Origin of the sequence: Cohnella fermenti (genome assembly GCF_004801405.1) — a bacterium.
GTDB lineage: Bacteria > Bacillota > Bacilli > Paenibacillales > Paenibacillaceae > Cohnella > Cohnella fermenti.
In genome coordinates, this window is record NZ_SSOB01000007.1 from 117,279 (window position 1) to 136,866 (window position 19,588).

At 60.2% G+C, this 19,588-nt stretch carries 10 protein-coding genes; all 10 read left to right on the top strand.

Features of this window, described 5'->3' with window-relative positions:
* Positions 1-753 precede the first annotated feature (753 nt).
* Positions 754-6,771, top strand: coding sequence for a carbohydrate binding domain-containing protein (locus tag E6C55_RS35605; protein ID WP_230986587.1), 6,018 nt, complete (start codon positions 754-756; stop codon positions 6,769-6,771).
* Positions 6,772-6,975: 204 nt separating this feature from the next.
* On the top strand, positions 6,976-11,568 hold the full coding sequence (locus tag E6C55_RS07350; RefSeq protein WP_136369127.1) for a carbohydrate binding domain-containing protein: 4,593 nt from the start codon (positions 6,976-6,978) through the stop codon (positions 11,566-11,568).
* 19 nt (positions 11,569-11,587) lie between these two features.
* Positions 11,588-13,273, top strand: coding sequence for a GspE/PulE family protein (locus E6C55_RS07355; protein ID WP_136369128.1), 1,686 nt, complete (start codon positions 11,588-11,590; stop codon positions 13,271-13,273).
* 41 nt (positions 13,274-13,314) lie between these two features.
* Complete coding sequence (locus tag E6C55_RS07360) at positions 13,315-14,526, top strand: type II secretion system F family protein (RefSeq protein ID WP_136369129.1); 1,212 nt, start codon at positions 13,315-13,317, stop codon at positions 14,524-14,526.
* Positions 14,527-14,635: 109 nt separating this feature from the next.
* A complete protein-coding gene (locus E6C55_RS07365) occupies positions 14,636-15,040 on the top strand; it encodes a prepilin-type N-terminal cleavage/methylation domain-containing protein (RefSeq protein WP_136369130.1) in 405 nt (134 codons plus the stop codon).
* Between the two features lie 97 nt (positions 15,041-15,137).
* Positions 15,138-15,917: a prepilin peptidase gene (locus tag E6C55_RS07370; protein WP_136369131.1), complete on the top strand. Its 780-nt coding sequence runs from the start codon at positions 15,138-15,140 to the stop codon at positions 15,915-15,917.
* A gap of 19 nt (positions 15,918-15,936) precedes the next feature.
* Positions 15,937-17,019 (top strand): type IV pilus biogenesis protein PilM, encoded by a 1,083-nt coding sequence (gene pilM, locus E6C55_RS07375; RefSeq protein ID WP_168735522.1) that lies wholly within the window; start codon positions 15,937-15,939, stop codon positions 17,017-17,019.
* Positions 17,016-17,558, top strand: coding sequence for a hypothetical protein (locus E6C55_RS07380; protein ID WP_136369133.1), 543 nt, complete (start codon positions 17,016-17,018; stop codon positions 17,556-17,558). Before pilM ends, E6C55_RS07380 begins: the two co-directional genes overlap by 4 nt.
* Positions 17,555-18,190 (top strand): hypothetical protein, encoded by a 636-nt coding sequence (locus E6C55_RS07385; RefSeq protein WP_136369134.1) that lies wholly within the window; start codon positions 17,555-17,557, stop codon positions 18,188-18,190. Before E6C55_RS07380 ends, E6C55_RS07385 begins: the two co-directional genes overlap by 4 nt.
* 23 nt (positions 18,191-18,213) lie before the next feature.
* Positions 18,214-19,581, top strand: a complete 1,368-nt coding sequence (locus tag E6C55_RS07390; protein WP_136369135.1) for a hypothetical protein — start codon at positions 18,214-18,216, stop codon at positions 19,579-19,581.
* Positions 19,582-19,588 lie beyond the last annotated feature (7 nt).

The following is a 19,588-nucleotide window of genomic DNA, read 5'->3' on the forward strand; positions in this document are numbered from 1 at the left end:
CATGAATCCTCGATTCATAGTTTCGAAATTTAGGGAACAAATCACCGGATAATCACCCGTTTGCTGCCGGCCAACGACATTTCCTGGTTAGGGTGTTAAGGTCCTTACCCGGCGACGTCATTTTGCGATGGTCACGAAATTTCTCAGATTGCCTCTGTACAAATTTGTAAAATTGTCCTAAAGTAAAGTCATCAAGAGGAAAAAGTCGAAATTTGGCGACTCGCAATCGAAGTTTCACGGTTCGCTATTGACGATTCGTTTTGTATTATTTGCACACGGGTGTAAGCGGTTACTTTTGCGACGAGTGACAGGCTTTCCGTTCTCCTCTTGATGGCTTGAATAGCGGCTTCAATCGTGGACAGACTCGAGCACAGCTTAAGGGGGAATTCGATCTCAATACCAGCAATACCAGCAATACCGGCAATATCAGCACTATCGGCAATACCGGCAAGCAGCCGTACTGCACCTCCGCAACATCGCAATCGCAATTCGCGGCACCGCAAGCTTTAACCAACCTCATTCCGCTTCACCCGAGCACGGCGCATTCCGATGACCGACATCCAAGAGAGTACATGCCGAAGCAATCGATCCATTTTGTTCAGACTGCACGCAACAAAGCAATCGTTATTCCCGCATGAAATCGTCCAGCCGGTCGATTTGATGTTTTTTCGTCCCTTTTGTGCAAACGTTTGCGCAACTGTTTGCACAGTCGGCAAACACGATTAAAAAATAACAGAAGGAGGGTGTTCCTCTATGCAAGCCATCCGAAAATCGCTGAGTTTGTTTCTCGTAGGCATGTTGGTCCTGTCGATGGCATTGTCGTTCGGAGCCGCGGAACAGCAGGCAACAGCGGCGACGACAACAGCGACGGCGGACTCGGCCAAAGCATTCTCGTGGAACAATGCAACCGTTTACTTCGCCATGACGGACCGGTTCAATGACGGCGATTCGAGCAACAACAATTCCTATGGCCGGGTGTCTACGGATGCGACGGGCAAGAACATCGGGACATTCCAGGGCGGCGACATCAAGGGGTTGACCCAGAAGCTGCAAGCGGGTTACTTCACGGATCTCGGCATCAACGCCATCTGGATCACGGCTCCTTACGAGCAGGTCCACGGGTGGGTCGGCGGCTGCGACGGGGGCGACTTCGCGCATTACGCTTACCACGGCTACTACGCGCTCGATTATACCGAGATGGACAAGAACGTCGGCACGGTCGAGGAGTTCAGAACATTCGTCGATCTGGCGCACAGCCTCGGCATCCGCGTCGTGGTCGACGTCGTCATGAATCATGAGGGCTATGCAACACTGAAGGACATGGAGCAGTACGGCTTCGGCAGCAAAACGGTCAGCAGCAGTTGGACGCCGGGCTCCGGCGAGACCTGGCACAGCTATACGCAGAGCGTCGATTATACGAACGCTTCCGGCTGGTCGACCTGGTGGGGAAGCTGGGTCCGCGCCGGCATCGGCGGGTACACGGCTTGCGGCGGCGACAATAAGACGCAATGTCTGTCGGGTCTGCCCGATCTGCGCACCGATCTGACCGGCAGCGTCGGCTTGGCGCCGATTCTGAAGACCAAGTGGGCGCAGGAGACGTCGGGCTATGCGAACTGGATCGTTCCGGCCGCTTCCGGGCTGCGCCAGGATCTGAACATCGCGCCGGCCGACTATGTCGTCAAGTGGCTGTCCGCCTGGGTGCAGGAGTTCGGCATCGACGGCTTCCGCGTCGATACGGCGAAGCACGTCGAGCTCTCGAGATGGTCGCAGCTGAAGACGGCTGCGAATGCCGCGCTGCAGACGTGGCGGCAGAACAACCCGTCGAAGCCGGGCGCCGACTGGACGGACAGCTTCTGGATGACAGCGGAAGTATGGGGCCACGGCGTCGGCAAGAGCGAGTATTACAGCAACGGCTTCGATTCCGTCATCAACTTCGCCTTCCAGACGGCGAATTTCGATTCGCTGGAGAGCATCTACTCCTCTTACGCAAGCGCTATCAATGCTTCGCCGCGCACCTTTAACGCGCTAAGCTACATCTCGTCGCACGATACGTCGCTCTATAATCGCGGCAGCCTGATCAAGGCCGGGACGGCATTGCTGCTCGTGCCGGGCGCCGCCCAGATCTTCTACGGCGACGAGACGGCGCGGCCCGCCGGTCCGAGCAGCTCGGACAGCACGCAGGCGACGCGCTCGTTCATGAACTGGAGCTCCATCAATACGAGCGTTCTGTCGCACTGGCAGAAGCTTGGGCAATTCCGCAACAACCACCTGGCCGTCGGCGCCGGCGTACACAAGCAAATCTCCGCCAGCCCGTACACGTTCAGCCGCGTCTATACCGAGAACGGGACGGACGACAAGGTTGTCGCTGTCATCGGCGCGAGCGGATCGACCGCGGTGAATGTATCGTCCGTCTTCGACGACGGCGCGACGGTTCGCGACGCCTACACCGGCAACACGGCCATCGTCAGCAACGGCTACGCCACATTCGCAGCCGATGCGAACGGCGTCATCTTGATCGAGCAGACGGCGGCTTCCAATCTGCCGGCCCTCTCCGCTGCCCCGGCAGGAGGCGCGTTCAAGACGGATACGCAGACCGTCGCGCTGAGCGTGACCAAGGCGGATTCGGGCAAGTACACGCTTGATGGCAGCGATCCGGCTGCGAGCGGCATCGCCTTCGTATCCGGCGATACGGTGACGCTCGGCGCGGATATGGCCTTCAACGAGTCCAAGACGCTGAAGCTGTACGCCTCCAACGAGAACGGAGCCGCAGCCCGCGAGTATACGTTCACGAAGAAGGACCCGAACGCGAAGCTGACGATCCACTTCAAGAAGCCTTCGAGCTGGAGCAGCCCGCAGCTCTACTACTACGAGACTTCGCCGACCGTGACGGAGCCGACATGGGCTGCCGCGCCGGCAATGACGCAGGAGTCCGGCGACTGGTACTCCTATGCGATCGCCGGAGTCGACAGCGTGCGCGTCATGTTCAAGGACAGCAGCGGCCATCAGACGCCGGGATCGGGAACGGCAGGCTTCCTGGCGACGGCGGACGGCTGGTATTCCGACCAATGGTACGACCACAATCCAGAAGCGGCCGACACGGAAGCGCCGACGGCGCCGACGAATGTGACGGCTACCTCCGAGCTCGCGACGACGGCCAAGCTGAGCTGGACCGCTTCGACCGACAATGTCGGCGTAACGGGGTATGTCATCTATCGCGACGGCGCGGAGGTCGGCTCCGCGACGACGACGTCCTACACCGACAGCGGTCTGACCGCCAATACGACGTACAGCTACACGGTGAAGGCGAAGGATGCGGCGGGCAACCTGTCCGCAGCGAGCGCGGCCGCAACCGTCAAGTCTTCGTCGGTCACGACGAACAGCGCAACGATCTACTACAAGCGCGGCTACAGCACGCCGTACTTCCACTACTCGCCGACCGGCGGCACATGGACGACGGCTCCGGGCAAGGCGATGACGGCATCGACGGACTATCCGGGCTACAGCGTCATCACGGTGGACCTGGGCACGGCAACGAGTATGCAGGCGGTGTTCAACAACGGAAGCGGCACGTGGGACAACAACGGCGGCAAGAACTACACGTTCCAGCAGGGCACGTGGACGTATGACGGCGGCACGATCACGGCCGGCACGCCGCCGGTCCCGGATACGACGGCGCCGAGCGCGCCGACCAATGTCGCGGCGGCATCGAGCTCCACCTCTACGGCGACGGTATCGTGGCAAGCCTCGTCCGACAATGTGGGCGTCACCGGGTATGTGATCTACCGCGACGGAACGAAGGTCGGCACCTCGACCGCAACGACGTATGCGGACAGCGGGCTGGCGGCGAGCACGACGTACAGCTACACGGTGAAGGCGACGGACGCAGCGGGCAACCTGTCCGACGCGAGCGCGGCCGCGACCGTCAAGACGCCGGAAGCCGTGACGAACAGCGCAACGATCTACTACAAGCGCGGCTACAGCACGCCGTACTTCCACTATGCGCCGACCGGCGGCGCGTGGACGACATCGCCGGGCAAGGCGATGACGGCGGTGGCCGGTTCGAGCTACAGCGTCATCACGGTGGACTTGGGCACGGCGACGAGTATGCAAGCGGTGTTCAACAACGGAAGCGGCACGTGGGACAACAACGGCGGCAAGAACTACACGTTCCAGCAAGGCACGTGGACGTATGACAGCGGTACTATCACGGCGGGCGCGCCGGCCGGAGCAATCGTAGACACGACGGCTCCTTCGGCGCCGACGAACGTAACGGCGAGCGCGAAGACATCCGGCTCCGTCTCGCTGTCATGGACCGCTTCCACCGACAATGTGGGCGTGACGGGCTACGAGATTTACCGCGGCGATGTCAAGGTGGGAACGTCGACAACGACGACATATACGGACAGCGGCTTGTCCGCCTCCACCGAGTATCGGTATGCGGTCAAGGCATACGATGCTGCGGGGAATGTGTCGACGGCCAGCAGCACGCTGGCGGTGACGACGGATGCCCCGGCCGCCTCCAATGCGGCGACGATCTACTACAAGCGCGGCTACAGCACGCCGTACTTCCACTACGCGCCAACTGGCGGCACGTGGACGACTTCGCCGGGCAAAGCGATGACGGCATCGACGGATTACTCGGGCTATAGCGTCATCACGGTGGACCTGGGTACGGCGACGAGCATGCAGGCGGTGTTCAACAACGGAAGCGGCACGTGGGACAACAACGGCGGCAAGAACTACACGTTCCAGCAGGGCACGTGGACGTATGACAGCGGCACGATTACGGCCGGCGCTCCGGCGTCGGCGCTGGTGGATACGACGGCGCCGAGCGCGCCGACCAATGTCGCGGCGGCATCGGCCTCCGCCTCTACGGCAACGGTATCGTGGCTGTCTTCGACCGACAACGTGGGCGTTACCGGTTATGTGATCTACCGCGACGGAACGAAGGTCGGCACCTCGACCACAACGACGTATGCGGACAGCGGGCTGGCGGCGAACACGACGTACAGCTACACGGTGAAGGCGACCGATGCGGCGGGCAACCTGTCCGACGCGAGCGCGGCCGCGACCGTCAAGACGGCAGCCGGCAACAGCGCGACGATCTATTACAAGCGCGGCTACAGCACGCCGTACTTCCACTATGCGCCAACTGGCGGCACGTGGACGACATCGCCGGGCAAGGCGATGACGGCATCGACGGACTACTCGGGCTATAGCGTCATCACGGTGGACCTGGGTACGGCGACGAGCATGCAGGCGGTGTTCAACAACGGAAGCGGCACGTGGGACAACAACGGCGGCAAGAATTACACGTTCCAGCAAGGCACGTGGACGTATGACAGCGGCACGATTACGGCCGGCGTTCCAGGAACCGATGCGAATTCGAACGACGGCGACGACGAGCCGATCACCGGCACGGTCGAGTGGAGCAAGCAGAGCATCTACTTCATCATGACGGACCGCTTCGTCGACGGAGATACGAGCAACGACAACTACGGCGGCTTCAATTCGGACAAGAGCAATCCGTCGAAGTGGCACGGCGGCGACTTCCAGGGCATTATCGACAACCTGGATTACATCAAGAATATGGGCTTCACCGCCATCTGGATTACGCCGGTCACGATGCAGAACAGCGTCTACGCCTACCACGGCTATCATACCTACGACTTCTACTCGGTCGACGGCCATCTCGGGACGATGGACAAGTTCAAGGAACTGGTGTCGACGGCCCATAACAAGGGCATCGCGGTTATGCTCGACGTTGTCGTGAACCACACGTGCGATTGCAGCACCGGCAACGTAGCGGCGCCGTTTAATCAGTACGACTGGTACCACCATCGCGGCACGATCAGCGACAGCGATTACAACAATAACAACACGGACATGATCGAGAACGGCGAAGTTGCCGGCCTGGACGACCTCAATCAGGAGAATCCGGCCGTCGAGCAAGCGCTGAACAACTGGATTCAATGGCTGATCGGCGAATCGAAGGTAGACGGGCTTCGCGTCGACACGGCGAAGCATGTGCCGAAGTGGTACCTGAAGAGCTTCGATACGGCGGCGAATACGTTCACCATCGGCGAAGTGTTCCACGGCGATCCCGCGGTCGTCGGCGATTATTCCAACTACCTGGACGCGGTGCTGGACTTCCCGATGTACTACACGATCACCGACGTGTTCGCGAAGGACGGCTCCATGTACAACATTCAGAGCCGTTACGCATCCGACAGCAAGTACCGCGACACCCGCTATAACGGCTTGTTCATCGACAATCACGACACGAAGCGCTTCCTCAACGTAGCGACAAGCGGCGACAAGTGGAAGCAGCTCAAGGCGGCTCTCGGCTTCATTCTGACGTCGCGCGGCATCCCGATCGTCTATCAGGGAACGGAGCTTGGCTACAGCGGCGGCGACGATCCCGCGAACCGCGAGGATGTCGTGCCGAATGCGAATCACGAGCTCTACAAGTACATCGCGGCGGTGAACGCCGTGCGGAACAAGCATGCAGCATTGCAGAACGGCACGCAGAAGGAGAAGTGGGTTGACACGTACGTCTACGGATTCCAGCGCTCCAAGGACGGAGACGAAGCTGTCGTGCTGATTAACAACGCCTGGACAAGCCAGACGCGCACCATCCCGAATCTGGACAACATGTCCGGCGTCGGCACGCTGTACAACCAGTTGGGAACGGACTCCTACTCCGTCAGCAACGGTTCGATTACGGTGACGCTGGCTCCGAAGGAAGTCAAGATTCTGACCAAGTCCTGATTCCTTCACCGGCCCGCGGGGCTGGCTGGAAGCCTGTCGACCGGAACCGCGTTCCGGTTCGGCAGGCCCTATCCCGCTATTGAGAGGAGTGCACCCCCCCTGAAGAAAAAGCTGCTATCCCTGTTAACGGCATTCTCGTTGATCGCATCGGGCGCCGGCACGGCTTCGGCCGAAATCTCCGCAACCCACGTGTATCACAATCATATGCCAAACTTCTGGGCTTATTATGATACGTCCCAATATGCTTCGACAGCCGTAGGTTCGCCGATTCGGTACATGTATGACGGGCAGGTCATCGACCTGAAGAACAACCCGCCCGCCAACTATACGTACTTCAATCCGACGAACGGAAGCGCGCTGCCGCATGACGACCTCGTCTCCTATTACACGCACAATGCCAAGACCGGCGCCTACCTGTACTGGCCGTGGCAGGTCGCGCAGTCGCTGAATCAGTCGTACCCGTCGGCGCAGATGCAGGTAACGATGTCCGGCGCGTTGATCAACAATGTCAACAGCTTCATGACGACGAACAACGTCCCCGGCTACAACGACGTCAACTGGGGGTTGACGTGGAAGAATGCATACAACAGCCTCAAGACGCCGAACGGGAACCGCACGCTGGACTTGATCCACTTCAGCGGGCATCACTCGATGGGACCGCTGACGGGCAACGACTACTTGGAGAAGGATCTGATCTATCATAGCGCAACGCTGGCCCAATCGTATTTTCTCGGCGACTCTTACGTGTCCTCGAAGGGATTTTTCCCAACGGAATTGGGCTTCTCCGAGCGGATCATTCCGGTTCTGAACAAGCTCGGCATCGAGTGGTCAGTGCTCGGGAACAACCATTACTCCCGCACGCTTACCGACTACCCGCTGCTGAACGACCCCGGAGCGGATACGATGGTATCGCCGCCGAACCGCGCGGACCTGCAGAATACAAGCTCGGTCGGCGGCTGGCTGGCGCAGCCGATGTTCAACGAGAAGCAGGTGGTGTACAACAAGTACCCGTTCGCTTCCACGCCTCACTGGGTGCGTTATGTCGATCCCGCCACCGGCGAGGAGAGCAAGGTCGTCGGCGTGCCGGTCGCGCAGGCGGAATCGTGGGAGGAAGGCTACCAAGGCTCGGTTCAGGCAACCGTGCTCAAGAACTACGAGGGGCTCGTATCGCAGAAGCAGTTCTTCGTCATCGCGCACGACGGCGACAATTCCTCGGGCCGCGCAGGCTCGGAGGACACCTGGCGCAATGCCGCCAACGTCACGTATGCGGATTCCGGCGTCAAGGCGGAGGGCATCAGCGAATATCTGATCAACAACACGCCGGCGGCGAGCGATGTCGTTCACGTCCAGGACGGCTCGTGGATCGATACGCGGGACTCCTCCTCGGACCCGACCTGGTATCACTGGCACGTGCCGTTCGGCATCTGGAAGGCCCAGTTCTCCGACTTCAACAAGGCGACGGGCATGAATCTCTCTCCGAAGAAAAACCTGAGCGGCGTCGAAGACGGAATGACGGTATCGTTCGAGTACGGCTACAACTACCTGGAGCGCAACTTCGCGCTGCTGCAGGCGGCCGAGAACTACGCGAAGACGGCCGAGCAGATCTGGCTTGACGATCACCCGAATTATTGGCAGCCGACGACGAATCTGGACAAGCAGGTCACGTATTCGGGCAATCAGTTGAACCCGTGGATGATCTCTTATCCGGTCAAGGGCGATGTCAACAACGATTACAAGGGAGGCGCGAACCCGGCGGAGCTTGGCTGGTACTTCCTGCTTCCGGCGATGGATTCGGGCTTCGGCTACTACGATGAGAACGTCGACGACAGCGTGAAGCCGACGCTCTCCTTCAACAACTCGCTGTACTTCACGAAGCCTTATGTGGCGCAGAATGCGTCCAAGGACAAGACCGGTCCTTCCGTATGGTGGCCGCAGCGCTATCCGTACAATCCGGGCAGCTCCAATGTGAGCAAGGCGGAAGGCTGGACGCTGCAATACTACGACAACACCTTCGGCATCTACACCTATGCTTACGATGTAAGCGGTCTGCAGGATATTAAAGTGAAGGTTCGCACCCACGCCGACAAGACCGCGAGCGCGACCGACAACACGTTCCGCGTCTACGAGCCGGCCGCCATGAAGGCGCAGGGCGTATCGAACATCGATCCGTCCAAGGTAAGCGACTGGACTTCCTATCCGATGACCAAGCGCGATCTTCAACAAGACATCAACGGCGTGTCCTGGCAGGCGGAGAGCACGAAGATGTTCAACGTCGTCAAGGCGCAAGAGATCGGCGATATGTACTACACGTACCTGAACAACTACCGCGATCAACTGGTCGACTATTATATTGAAGCGGTCGACGGCGAAGGCAACGTCACCAAGTCCGATATCCAGACGGTCTACGTCGGCGCAGGCACTTATTCGAAGGATTCGACCGGCAAAATCGTGGAGGACGTGAACGGAACAATTCAGGGCACGCATCCGTTCCTCGTCGTCGACACCGAAGCGCCTTCCGTTCCGACGAATGTGCAAGCGGCAACCGTGACGGACCGCTCGGTCGCTCTGACGTGGACGGCTGCGAGCGACAATGTCGGCGTAACGGCGTACGACGTCTATCGGGGAGGAACGCTGATCGGCACGACGGCATCGACATCATACACCGACTCGGGCTTGACGAGCTCTACCGGCTACAGCTACACGGTTAAGGCACGGGACAGCGCCGGCAATACCTCGGCGGCAAGCGATCCGCTCCTCGTGCAGACCCGGGAGCCGGATACGATCGCGCCATCGGCGCCGACCGATCTGACGGCAGGCGAACAGACAGCCTCGAGCATCACGCTGAGCTGGACGGCCGCCACCGATAACTACGTCGTAGCGTCTTACGATGTTTATCGCAACGGAGCGAAGATCGGCAGCTCGGCGGCGACTTCCTATCAGGACAATAACCTGAGCCCGAATACGACATACACGTATTATGTCAAGGCTTTGGATGCTGCGGGCAATGCCTCCGAAGCGAGCGCCGAGGCATCGGCCAAGACGGCGAACGGCAACGTCGTGACGATCTACTACAAGCGCGGCTATTCCACGCCGTATATTCATTACCGCCCTATCGGCGGGACCTGGACGACGGCGCCGGGGGTCGCGATGCCGCAGTCGGAGGTGTCCGGCTACAACGTTATCTCGTTGAACGTGGGGGCTGCGGCCGGGGCCGAGGTCGACTTCAACAACGGAAGCGGCACATGGGACAACAACGGCGGCAAGAACTACACGTTCCAGCAGGGCACGTGGACGTATGACAGCGGCACGATCACAGCGGGAGCGCCGGCCGGAGCAATCGTAGACACGACGGCTCCTTCGGCGCCGACGAACGTGACCGCGAGCGCGAAGACATCCGGCTCCGTCTCGTTGTCGTGGACCGCTTCCACCGACAACGTGGGCGTGACCGGCTACGAGATTTACCGCGACGATGTCAAGGTGGGAACGTCGACAACAACGACGTATACGGACAGCGGCTTGTCCGCCTCCACCGAGTACCGGTATGCGGTCAAGGCTTACGATGCCGCGGGGAATGTGTCGGCGGCCAGCAGCACGCTGGTAGTGACGACGGACGTTCCGCCCGTCTCCAACACGGCGACGATCTACTACAAGCGCGGCTACGCCACGCCGTACATTCACTATGCGCCGACCGGCGGCACGTGGACGACATCGCCGGGCAAGGCGATGACGGCGTCGACGGACTATCCGGGCTACAGCGCCATCACGGTGGACCTCGGCACGGCCACGAGTATGCAGGCGGTGTTCAACAACGGAAGCGGCACTTGGGACAACAACGGCGGCAAGAACTACACGTTCCAGCAAGGCACGTGGACGTATGACGGCGGCACAATTACGGCCGGCACGCCGCCGGTCCCGGATACGACGCCGCCGAGCGCGCCGACCAATGTCGCGGCGGCCTCAATCTCCTCGTCCACGGCAACGGTATCGTGGTTGTCCTCGACCGACAACGTGGGTGTCACCGGGTATGTGATCTACCGCGACGGAACGAAGGTCGGCACCTCGACCGCAACGACGTATGCGGACAGCGGGCTGACGGCGAACACGACGTACAGCTATACGGTGAAGGCGACCGATGCGGCGGGCAACCTGTCCGACGCGAGCGCGGCCGCAACCGTCAAGACGCTTGAAGCGGTGACGAACAGCGCAACGATCTATTACAAGCGCGGCTATAGCACGCCGTACATCCACTATGCGCCGACCGGCGGCACATGGACGACATCGCCGGGCAAGGCGATGACGGCGTCCGCGGACTACTCGGGCTACAGCGTCATCACGGTGGACCTGGGCACGGCGACGAGTATGCAGGCGGTGTTCAACAACGGAAGCGGCACGTGGGACAACAACGGCGGCCAGAATTATACGTTCCAGCAAGGCACGTGGACGTATGACGGCGGCACGATTACGGCGGGAACGCCGAGCGTGCAAGCCCAGAGCCTCACGATCAACCTCTCGGTTCCCGCAACGACGAGCTCCGGCGACACGCTCTACCTCTCCGGAACGTTCAACAACTGGGACCCGGCGGACAATGCCTACAAGCTTGCTCGCAACAGCGACGGCACCTACTCGATTACTTTTGCCCCCGAGGCGGGGACGACCTTGCAATTCAAGTTCACGAGAGGCTCGTGGGCCTCGGTGGAGACGAATGCGAACGGCTCGGATATCTCGAACCGCTCGTATACGGTGCTATCGGGAACGCAGACATTGAATCTGACCGCTGCGAAGTGGAAGGACAAATAGGCCGGAGGTGCACCATGCCATGCTGACGCGCAAGAAACTCGGAGACCTGCTGATCGAAGCCGGATTGATTACGGAGGAGCAACTGCATGCCGTTCTGGAGGAGCAACGGATGTCCAAGGGACGGCTCGGCGATCTGCTGATCTCGAAGAGCTACGTCAGCGAGCAGCAGGTCATCGAGACGCTGGTGCGTCAGCTAGGCATTCCGTATGTGCCGGTTCATCAATTGCAGATCGATCCCCAAGTCATCGCGCTCATTCCGCAGAAGCTTGCCGAACGGCAGAAGGTGCTGCCCCTGTCGAAGGAAGGCAACAAGCTCGTTGTGGCCATGAACAATCCGCTGGACTACTTCGCGATCGACGAATTGCGAATGACCACCGGAATGCAGATTATGCCGGCCATTACGTCCAAGGAAGAGCTGGAGCGGGCCATCTCCCGATTCTACGGGTTCCAGGAATCCGTCGAGCAGATCGCGAAGCGGCTGGAGCAGCACGAGCTCGACGATCCCGCCATGCTGCAGGACGATATCTATTCGCCCGTCATCAAGACGGTCAACCAGATTATCGAGCAAGCGATTCAGGCGGGCGCCAGCGACATTCACTTCGATCCGCAGGAGGACGGCTTGCGCATCCGTTACCGCGTGGACGGTCTGCTGCGCTCGGAGAAGAAGCTGCCGCTTCATATGCAGAGAGTCATCGCTGCACGCGTCAAGATTATGGCGCAGCTCGACATCGCCGAGCGTCGGCTTCCGCATGACGGGCGCATGGAGCTGTCGGTGGACAACCGGAAGATCGACATCCGCATCTCGACCATGCCGACGATGTACGGGGAGAAGGTTGTGATGCGGATACTGGACTCGCAGAAGAGAAATCATCAACTGTCCGAGCTGGGCTTCACGGAGCATAATCTTCGGCAATTCGAGAACGGCATCAACAGCCCGTACGGCATGGTGCTGATCGCCGGTCCGACGGGAAGCGGCAAGACAACGACGCTGTATTCCGCTCTGCAGCAGGTCAATTCCGAGGAAGCCAACATCGTGACGATCGAGGACCCGGTGGAGTATCAGCTTCTGGGCATCAATCAGGTGCAGGTCAACTCCGGCCCGGGGTTGACGTTCTCCATCGGGCTTCGCGCCTTGCTGCGGCAGGACCCGGACATCGCGATGGTCGGCGAGATTCGGGATCTGGAGACGGCGGAGATCTCGGTGCGGGCGGCCATGACCGGCCATCTCGTGCTCAGCACGCTGCATGCCAACAACGCCGTGAACGCCGTTACCCGGCTGATGGAGATGGGCGTCGAGCCGTTCCTGCTCTCGTCATCGCTGAACTGCGTCGTTGCGCAGCGCCTGGTCCGTTGCGTGTGTGTCAATTGCGCGCGGCAGGTGGAGCCGACGCCCGGGGAACGGCGGCTGTTCGAGGCGCGTGGCATTCGGGTCGACAAGCTCAGGCAAGGGGCCGGCTGCATGCAATGCTCCCAGACCGGATATCGGGGCCGGGTGGCGATTCACGAGGTGCTGCTGCTGGATGACCAACTGCGTTCGATGATTCTTCGGAGCAAGGGAGACTCCGAATACCGGGCATACGCCGAACGGCACGGGTTAATCCCGCTGCTGAAGGACGGACTGCTTAAGGCGGCTTCCGGGCTGACCACCTTGCGAGAGGTGCTCCGGGTGACCAGCATGGACAGCAGTCAGGCAATCGGATTCTGAGGAAAATACAGCAGATGTCTGTTGGGCGGAGGGGTGGTGCATTGCCGACCTATAACTATGTTGCCGTAGATGCGCGGGGCGCGTATCGGAGAGGCTCCATCGAATCCCGGAACGAGAATTACGCCATCGACCAACTGCGCTCGAACGGCTTGCGAATCGTTCACCTGGCGGATCGTCAGGAGAGCGTGTGGAAGCGCGACCTTCCCTTCCTTGAGGCGAAGGTGAAGAAGCAGGAATTCACGCTGTTCTGTCGGCAGTTGGCGACCATGTATTCGGCCGGGGTAACTCTGGTCGACGCGATCGAGGCCATCTCCCGCCAGACGTCGAGCCAGCCGCTTCGCGCGGCGCTTGGCAAGATCATCGGGGACATGAGAGGAGGCTCCTCCTTCTCGGCGGCCGCCGCCGCACAGCCGAAGCTGTTCGGAGGCGTGTTCGTCCATATGATCGAAGCGGGGGAGATCAGCGGCCAGTTGGACGAGATGCTCCACCGGATCGCGATCATGTACGAGAAGGAGAACGCCACCAAGGGCAAGATCAAGTCGGCGATGATCTATCCGGCCATTATGTCGATTGCGATTGTGGGCGTCATCGCGTTTATGATGGTTTTTGTTATTCCGACCTATGTCGAGAACTTCGCGGCAATGGATGTCGAGCTTCCGCTTCCGACCCGAATCGTGATGGCGATCAGCGACTTTATGCTGCGGTTCTGGTACTTGCTGCTGCTCGGGGCGGGCGGAATTGCAGTTGGAATTTATCTGGCTGCCCGGACGCCGAACGGTCGGTATCGCATCGACGCCTGCAAGCTGCGAATTCCGATCTTCGGCACTCTGATTCATAAGCAGGCGATCGCCCGATTCGCCCGCACCTTCTCGTCGCTGCACGCGGCGGCCGTGCCTCTGCTGCAGGTGCTGTCCATCGTCGCCAAGGTCGTGAGCAACGAAGCGATCGGCCGCGTGCTTCAGGAGGCGAAGGAGAACGTGACGGGAGGACATTCGCTGGTCGAGCCGCTCCGCAGGAGCGGGAGGTTCCCGCCGATGGTGCTGGAGATGATGCAGGTCGGCGAGAGCACGGGCACGCTGGAGAAGATGCTGAACAAGGTCGCCGATTACTATGAAGCCGATGTCGATACGATGGCGGATCGCCTCAAGTCGCTGATCGAGCCGCTGCTGATTGTCGTTATGACGGTCGCGGTCGGCACCATTGTTCTGGCGATCATTCTGCCAAGCTTCACATTGATGGGGAATATGGAATAGGCGCTCCCGTACTCCATTTGGCAATTTGGCTGTCTCGTCGCATTGTTTGAACAAACGTTTGCACAAGCATGTGCACCAACTCTATATCACATTCTTAGGGGGAATTTGTATGTGGCAAGCCACAATCAAGCTGTGGAAGAACCAGAGAGGGATGACGCTGATCGAGTTGATGGGCGTGGTCGTCATCATCGGCATTATCGTGGCCATCGCCATTCCGCTGATCTCCAGCGCCGTCAGCAAGTCGAGAGACAAGGCCGACGAAGCGACGATTCAGACGGTCTATGAGGCTGTGCAGAGGTACATTATCGATAACGAGGCAACGTTCGGAGAGGACACTGACGGGGCATCCGTCAATGTATCCGACCTGGTGGCCAACGGTTATCTTCAGAAGGCGCCGGTGCTGCAGACCGGCGATAATGCCGGCGACGATATCCTGACTGTCGTGCTCGCATCGAGAGCTGACGCTGACGCCCCTTGGGTGCTGGCGGCTACTCCATTCACTTATGCTCCTTAAGTGACTTGATCCGCACATCGTCCGATTTTCCCAATTCGGAGCAGAGGCAATTCCACCCGGGTTGTCTTTGCTCTCACTCTAATCCGAGGGACATCTTATGATCATTCCCGATAGTTCGCTGATACTCGCGGTTGGTATGCTGGGGCTTCTGATCGGCAGCTTCCTGAACGTCGTCGCGATTCGCGTGCCGGAGGGGTTATCGGTCGTATGGCCGGAATCCCGCTGCATGAATTGCGGCGCCTCGCTGCGGAAGCTGGATCTGGTGCCCGTGCTCAATTATTGCTGGCTGAGGGGCAGAGCCCGTTGCTGTGGCACTCGCATCTCGCCCAAGTATCCGATCTACGAGCTGGCGACGGCGCTGCTGTTCGGCCTGTACGCGTCGCAGATCGGCTGGCAGTCCGAGCTGGCGCCCGCGCTGCTGTTCATCTCCATCCTCGTCGTCATCGTGCAGACCGACTTGAGCCGGATGATTATTCCCGACAAGGTTCTCCTTGTCGGCGCCATTGTTATCGTTCCGATCCGGCTGTTCTGGAGCCATCCGCTCCCGCTGTGGAACTATGCGGCCGCCGGCGTCGGCATCTCCGCTCTCCTGTTCGCCATGGCCATCGTCAGCAACGGGGGCATCGGCGGGGGAGACATCAAGCTGTTCCTGTTGATCGGTCTGTTCCTGGGCATTGCGTCTTCCTTCATGACGCTGATTGTCGCCAGCATTCTCGGCTTCGCTTACGGACTTGCCGTGCGCATGGTCCGCAAGGATCGATCGATGAAGTACATCCCGTTCGGACCGTTTATCGCGCTGGCCGGGATATTCGCCTGTCTCTGGGGCGAACGCATGCTGATCTGGTATCGCGATGTTGTCGCTTGGGCTATGGCGTAAGAAGAAGGAGTGCAACCTAATGGCTATTGGACAGAGACTTCAACGCATGCTCCGCCGAAGCTGTACAGGCATCGAGATGACCGACTCCAGCATCAAGTGGATCTGTCTGGAATACCGGCGAGCGAGCGCTCCCGTTGTGCAATCGTTCGCTATCGAGCCGTTGGCGGAGGGAGCGATCGTCGACGGCGTCGTAATGAACCGCGAGGCGGTCATTCTGGCGATGAATTCGCTGCTTGGCCGGATTCCGGCATACTCGCGGCGCGTTCACTTCGCGTTGCCCAGTCCGCTTGTGCTGGCCCGGATGCTAAGATTGCCCGACATTCGGGAGGCCGACCTCCGGAAGATGATTCGGTTCGAGGTTGAGCACAGCCTGCAACTGCCGTTCGAACACCCTTATTACGACTTCGTCAAGCTGACGGGAACCGACGGCGACAAGCCGCATCAGCCGTCGCTGAAGAGCCTGTTCGCCAGCAAGCGGCACACGGAGGCGGGGCATCTGCAGATCATGGGCGCTCCGTCCGCGCAGCCGGAGGATGGCATGTGCGACGTGCTGCTGGTAGCCGCGTCCCGGAAGCGGATCGGCGAGTACGAGGATATCTTCGGGCGTTGCTCCCTGCGTCCCGCCAGCTTCGATATCAAGTCGTTCGGCTTGCTCCGCCTGCTTCGGACGGACGCGGCCTATCGCTACGACCAGACGGTTCTGCTCGCGGACGTGGGCCCGATCCATGCGGACATGATCATCATTCATCAAGGCAGCGTTCATGTATCGCGCAGCGTGCCGCTGGCCGGAGGCGCCCGGGCCTCGGCAGCTTCCCCGGCCTCGTTCGGGGAACTGTGCGCGGAGTTTACCGACGAGATCGATCGGCTTACCAAGTTCTATCTGTACATGCTGGAGAATCGCGGGCACGAAGTGACGCAGGTGGTCTTGACGGGGGAACACGAGCGCCTGGAGGAGATCGGGCAATTCCTTCGGCGAGAGCTGCCGATCGCATCCCGCCTGCTGTCCAATCCGGGCTACTCTTCCCCGGCGGGCGACTTCGCTCCGAAGTTCCACGCGTTCGCAGCGCCAATGGGGCTGGCCCTTAAGGAGTGCGAGGCATGAGACCGTTAAATCTGCTTCCCCGCATGACGGTATGGCAACGTTACAGCCGATTCATGCTTCTTGGCATCGCCGTCGCGACGGCGGCCGCCTTGGGCGCGATTGTCATTGAGGCCGGGTCGGATCATCGGGCGGCCGGCAGGATGGAGCAAGAGATCGCGCAGTTGGAGCAGCGGGTTCGCAGCTTGGAGACGGAGCCGCAGGCGGACCCGGCCGTCAAACGCTATGAGGAACTGAAGGCGAAGCTGTCTTCGCTGCAGAGCGGGCGCGCCGATTGGCCGCAGCTTGTGAAGCTCATCGAGGAGCCGCTGCCGCCCGGCGCGTCGCTGATCTCTGTCAGTGCGTCCGCAGGGCCGCAGTTGAGGCTGCAGTATACATTCGCGCAGGAGTCCGACATCATCGCTTATCTGGCGGCCGTTCAGCGAATTCCGCGCGTGGATCATGCGAGGATGACCGGCATGACGAAGCAGGTGCAGAGTCTTCCAACGAATTATGCCGTCGGCATGGAGATTTATTTCCGACCAAATGAGGGAGTCGAATGAGCCGTTTATCAATTGCGAGGGAACGTTCCGGACAACGCGCCCAGGTCAAGTCGACCGTGCTGCTGGCCGCAGCGGCCGGATTATTGCTGATCGCGGCCGCCTATTGGTGCTTGCTTCACGGAAGCGTGTCGAAGACGGTCGGCCTCGGCCTGGAGCGAGATCGTCTGCAGCGGCGGGAAGCGACCTTATTGGCTGCGGAGAAGGAGACTGCCGTCATTGACCCGGCGCAATTGAAGTCGCTGCTGGAGCAGGTCCCGCTCGCAGCCGGGATGCCCGATTATTTGCAACTGCTGACCGATTCGGAAGCGAACAACAGGCTTGAGCTGTTATCCGTCCAGCTCGGGGAGGACGCGCGGGAGCCGGTCTCGGCGCAGGCGAACGGGGATGGCGCAGCGACAGCCGGCCAAGCCGCCTACCTGGACGTCATCGCCTTGTCCATCAGCCTTCGCGGCCAACCGGCGGATGCGTATGCCTTCTTCGACGAGCTCCTTCATTATAATAGGCTGTCCGTCGTCGACTCCTTCAACGCTGCGGTGGACGAGAACGGGGAGATGACGATGAATTTGAACGTGCGCACCTATTCGTCCTCGGCCTACGCGGAGGCGTTCGATTCGTTGGGAGGACGGCCATGAGCGGCGCTGGGGGGCGGACCTGAATGCAGAACGAACGCGGCAGTGTGCTGCTCTATTGTCTGTTGCTTCTGCTTGTGCTGGCCGTCGTGACTCCGGTTATTCTGAACTCGGTGTCCACGGACAAGCTGTCTTCCGACCGCATGGAGAGGGAGGCGCAGGTCAGCACGCTCTCCTCCGGGGCGGCGGAAGCCTTCCTGAGCTACGTCAAGCAGACGGGAACCGTAAGCGCCATTCGCTCCTACCCGGGGTGGGGGACGAAGACGATCGCGCTGCCGAACGGCAAGCAGGTCAAGCTGACGCAAGCGGCGACGGCGGGCGGCTTGCCGCTGGACATAGCTTCGGCCGCATTATCGGACAATCAGGTGGAGAGCGCGCTGCTCAACACCATTGTTGTGACGATCACGGCAAGCGCCGGGACCTATCAGAAGTCGTTCCGGTATTCGATTCAGGAGTTCGACAACGCACTGACGGTCGATGTCGACCATACGATCGACGTGACAAGCGACACGACTGTCAACAAGAAGTACCTGCTGACGCCGCAGGGGAACAATTCCGCGGGCGGAACCGTCACGTACCCCTGGTCGGGCACGACACTCAAGGAGGCGATCAGCAAGTTCCTCTCCGATACGCTTGCCAGCGTCAATACGATTATCGCCGGCTACAACGCCGCGCCGCTTGTGTGCTCGGGATGCGTGAATACGCCGGAGGTGTTGAAGCTCGGGAACCTGGACGTGAATGGGAATCTCAGCTACGGAACGGCCGGCCAACCCGTGATCGTCATCGCCGAGAATATTAATTTTAATACGTGGGGCGCCAGTCTTGCGGTTATCGGGGATGTTGTGGTCAGTTCGGATGTCAAGACGAATGACAAAGGCAGCTTGACGGTTATGAAGGATGCGAACGGGCAGTTCGGCAATCTGATCTCCCAGAATACGATCAGCTTCAACAAAGACGGCGATGTGCTCTCTGTTGCAGGCATGATCTTCGCGAAGGCCGCCTTCCGGATTAGCGATTCGAGCTCCTCGACCGCGACGACGGTAACCGCCGACTCCATCGTCTCCTACGATCAACTGCAAATCAACGGGAAGTCCAGCGTCGCGGTGAACAAGTATATCATCGTCAACAAGCTGGAAGCCACTAACGGAATGGGAGTCAGCATCAATGCGAACAATGACATTCTGGCGGCGGACTATATCAGCGTGGACAAGGCGTATTCGATTGCTGCGGGCGGCCTGATCGCGGGCGGCAATAAAATCGACTTCCACAATACGAACAGCGGCGCCAACACGATCAGCGCAACCGGAGCCGCGACGGCGCTGCAATGCGGCACGGGCAACCCCCCGTACGGAAGCTGCACAGGGGGCGTTGCCTTCTCGTTGAATCGCCAATAGCGGCTTG

What these genes read in the sequence shown, in the direction of transcription:
- E6C55_RS35605 (WP_230986587.1), top strand. Translation starts at nt 754, where the DNA reads ATGCAAGCCATCCGAAAATCGCTGAGTTTGTTTCTCGTAGGCATGTTG.
- E6C55_RS07350 (WP_136369127.1), top strand. Translation starts at nt 6,976, where the DNA reads ATGCCAAACTTCTGGGCTTATTATGATACGTCCCAATATGCTTCGACA.
- E6C55_RS07355 (WP_136369128.1), top strand. Translation starts at nt 11,588, where the DNA reads ATGCTGACGCGCAAGAAACTCGGAGACCTGCTGATCGAAGCCGGATTG.
- E6C55_RS07365 (WP_136369130.1), top strand. Translation starts at nt 14,636, where the DNA reads ATGTGGCAAGCCACAATCAAGCTGTGGAAGAACCAGAGAGGGATGACG.
- E6C55_RS07370 (WP_136369131.1), top strand. Translation starts at nt 15,138, where the DNA reads ATGATCATTCCCGATAGTTCGCTGATACTCGCGGTTGGTATGCTGGGG.
- pilM (WP_168735522.1), top strand. Translation starts at nt 15,937, where the DNA reads ATGGCTATTGGACAGAGACTTCAACGCATGCTCCGCCGAAGCTGTACA.
- E6C55_RS07380 (WP_136369133.1), top strand. Translation starts at nt 17,016, where the DNA reads ATGAGACCGTTAAATCTGCTTCCCCGCATGACGGTATGGCAACGTTAC.
- E6C55_RS07385 (WP_136369134.1), top strand. Translation starts at nt 17,555, where the DNA reads ATGAGCCGTTTATCAATTGCGAGGGAACGTTCCGGACAACGCGCCCAG.
- E6C55_RS07390 (WP_136369135.1), top strand. Translation starts at nt 18,214, where the DNA reads ATGCAGAACGAACGCGGCAGTGTGCTGCTCTATTGTCTGTTGCTTCTG.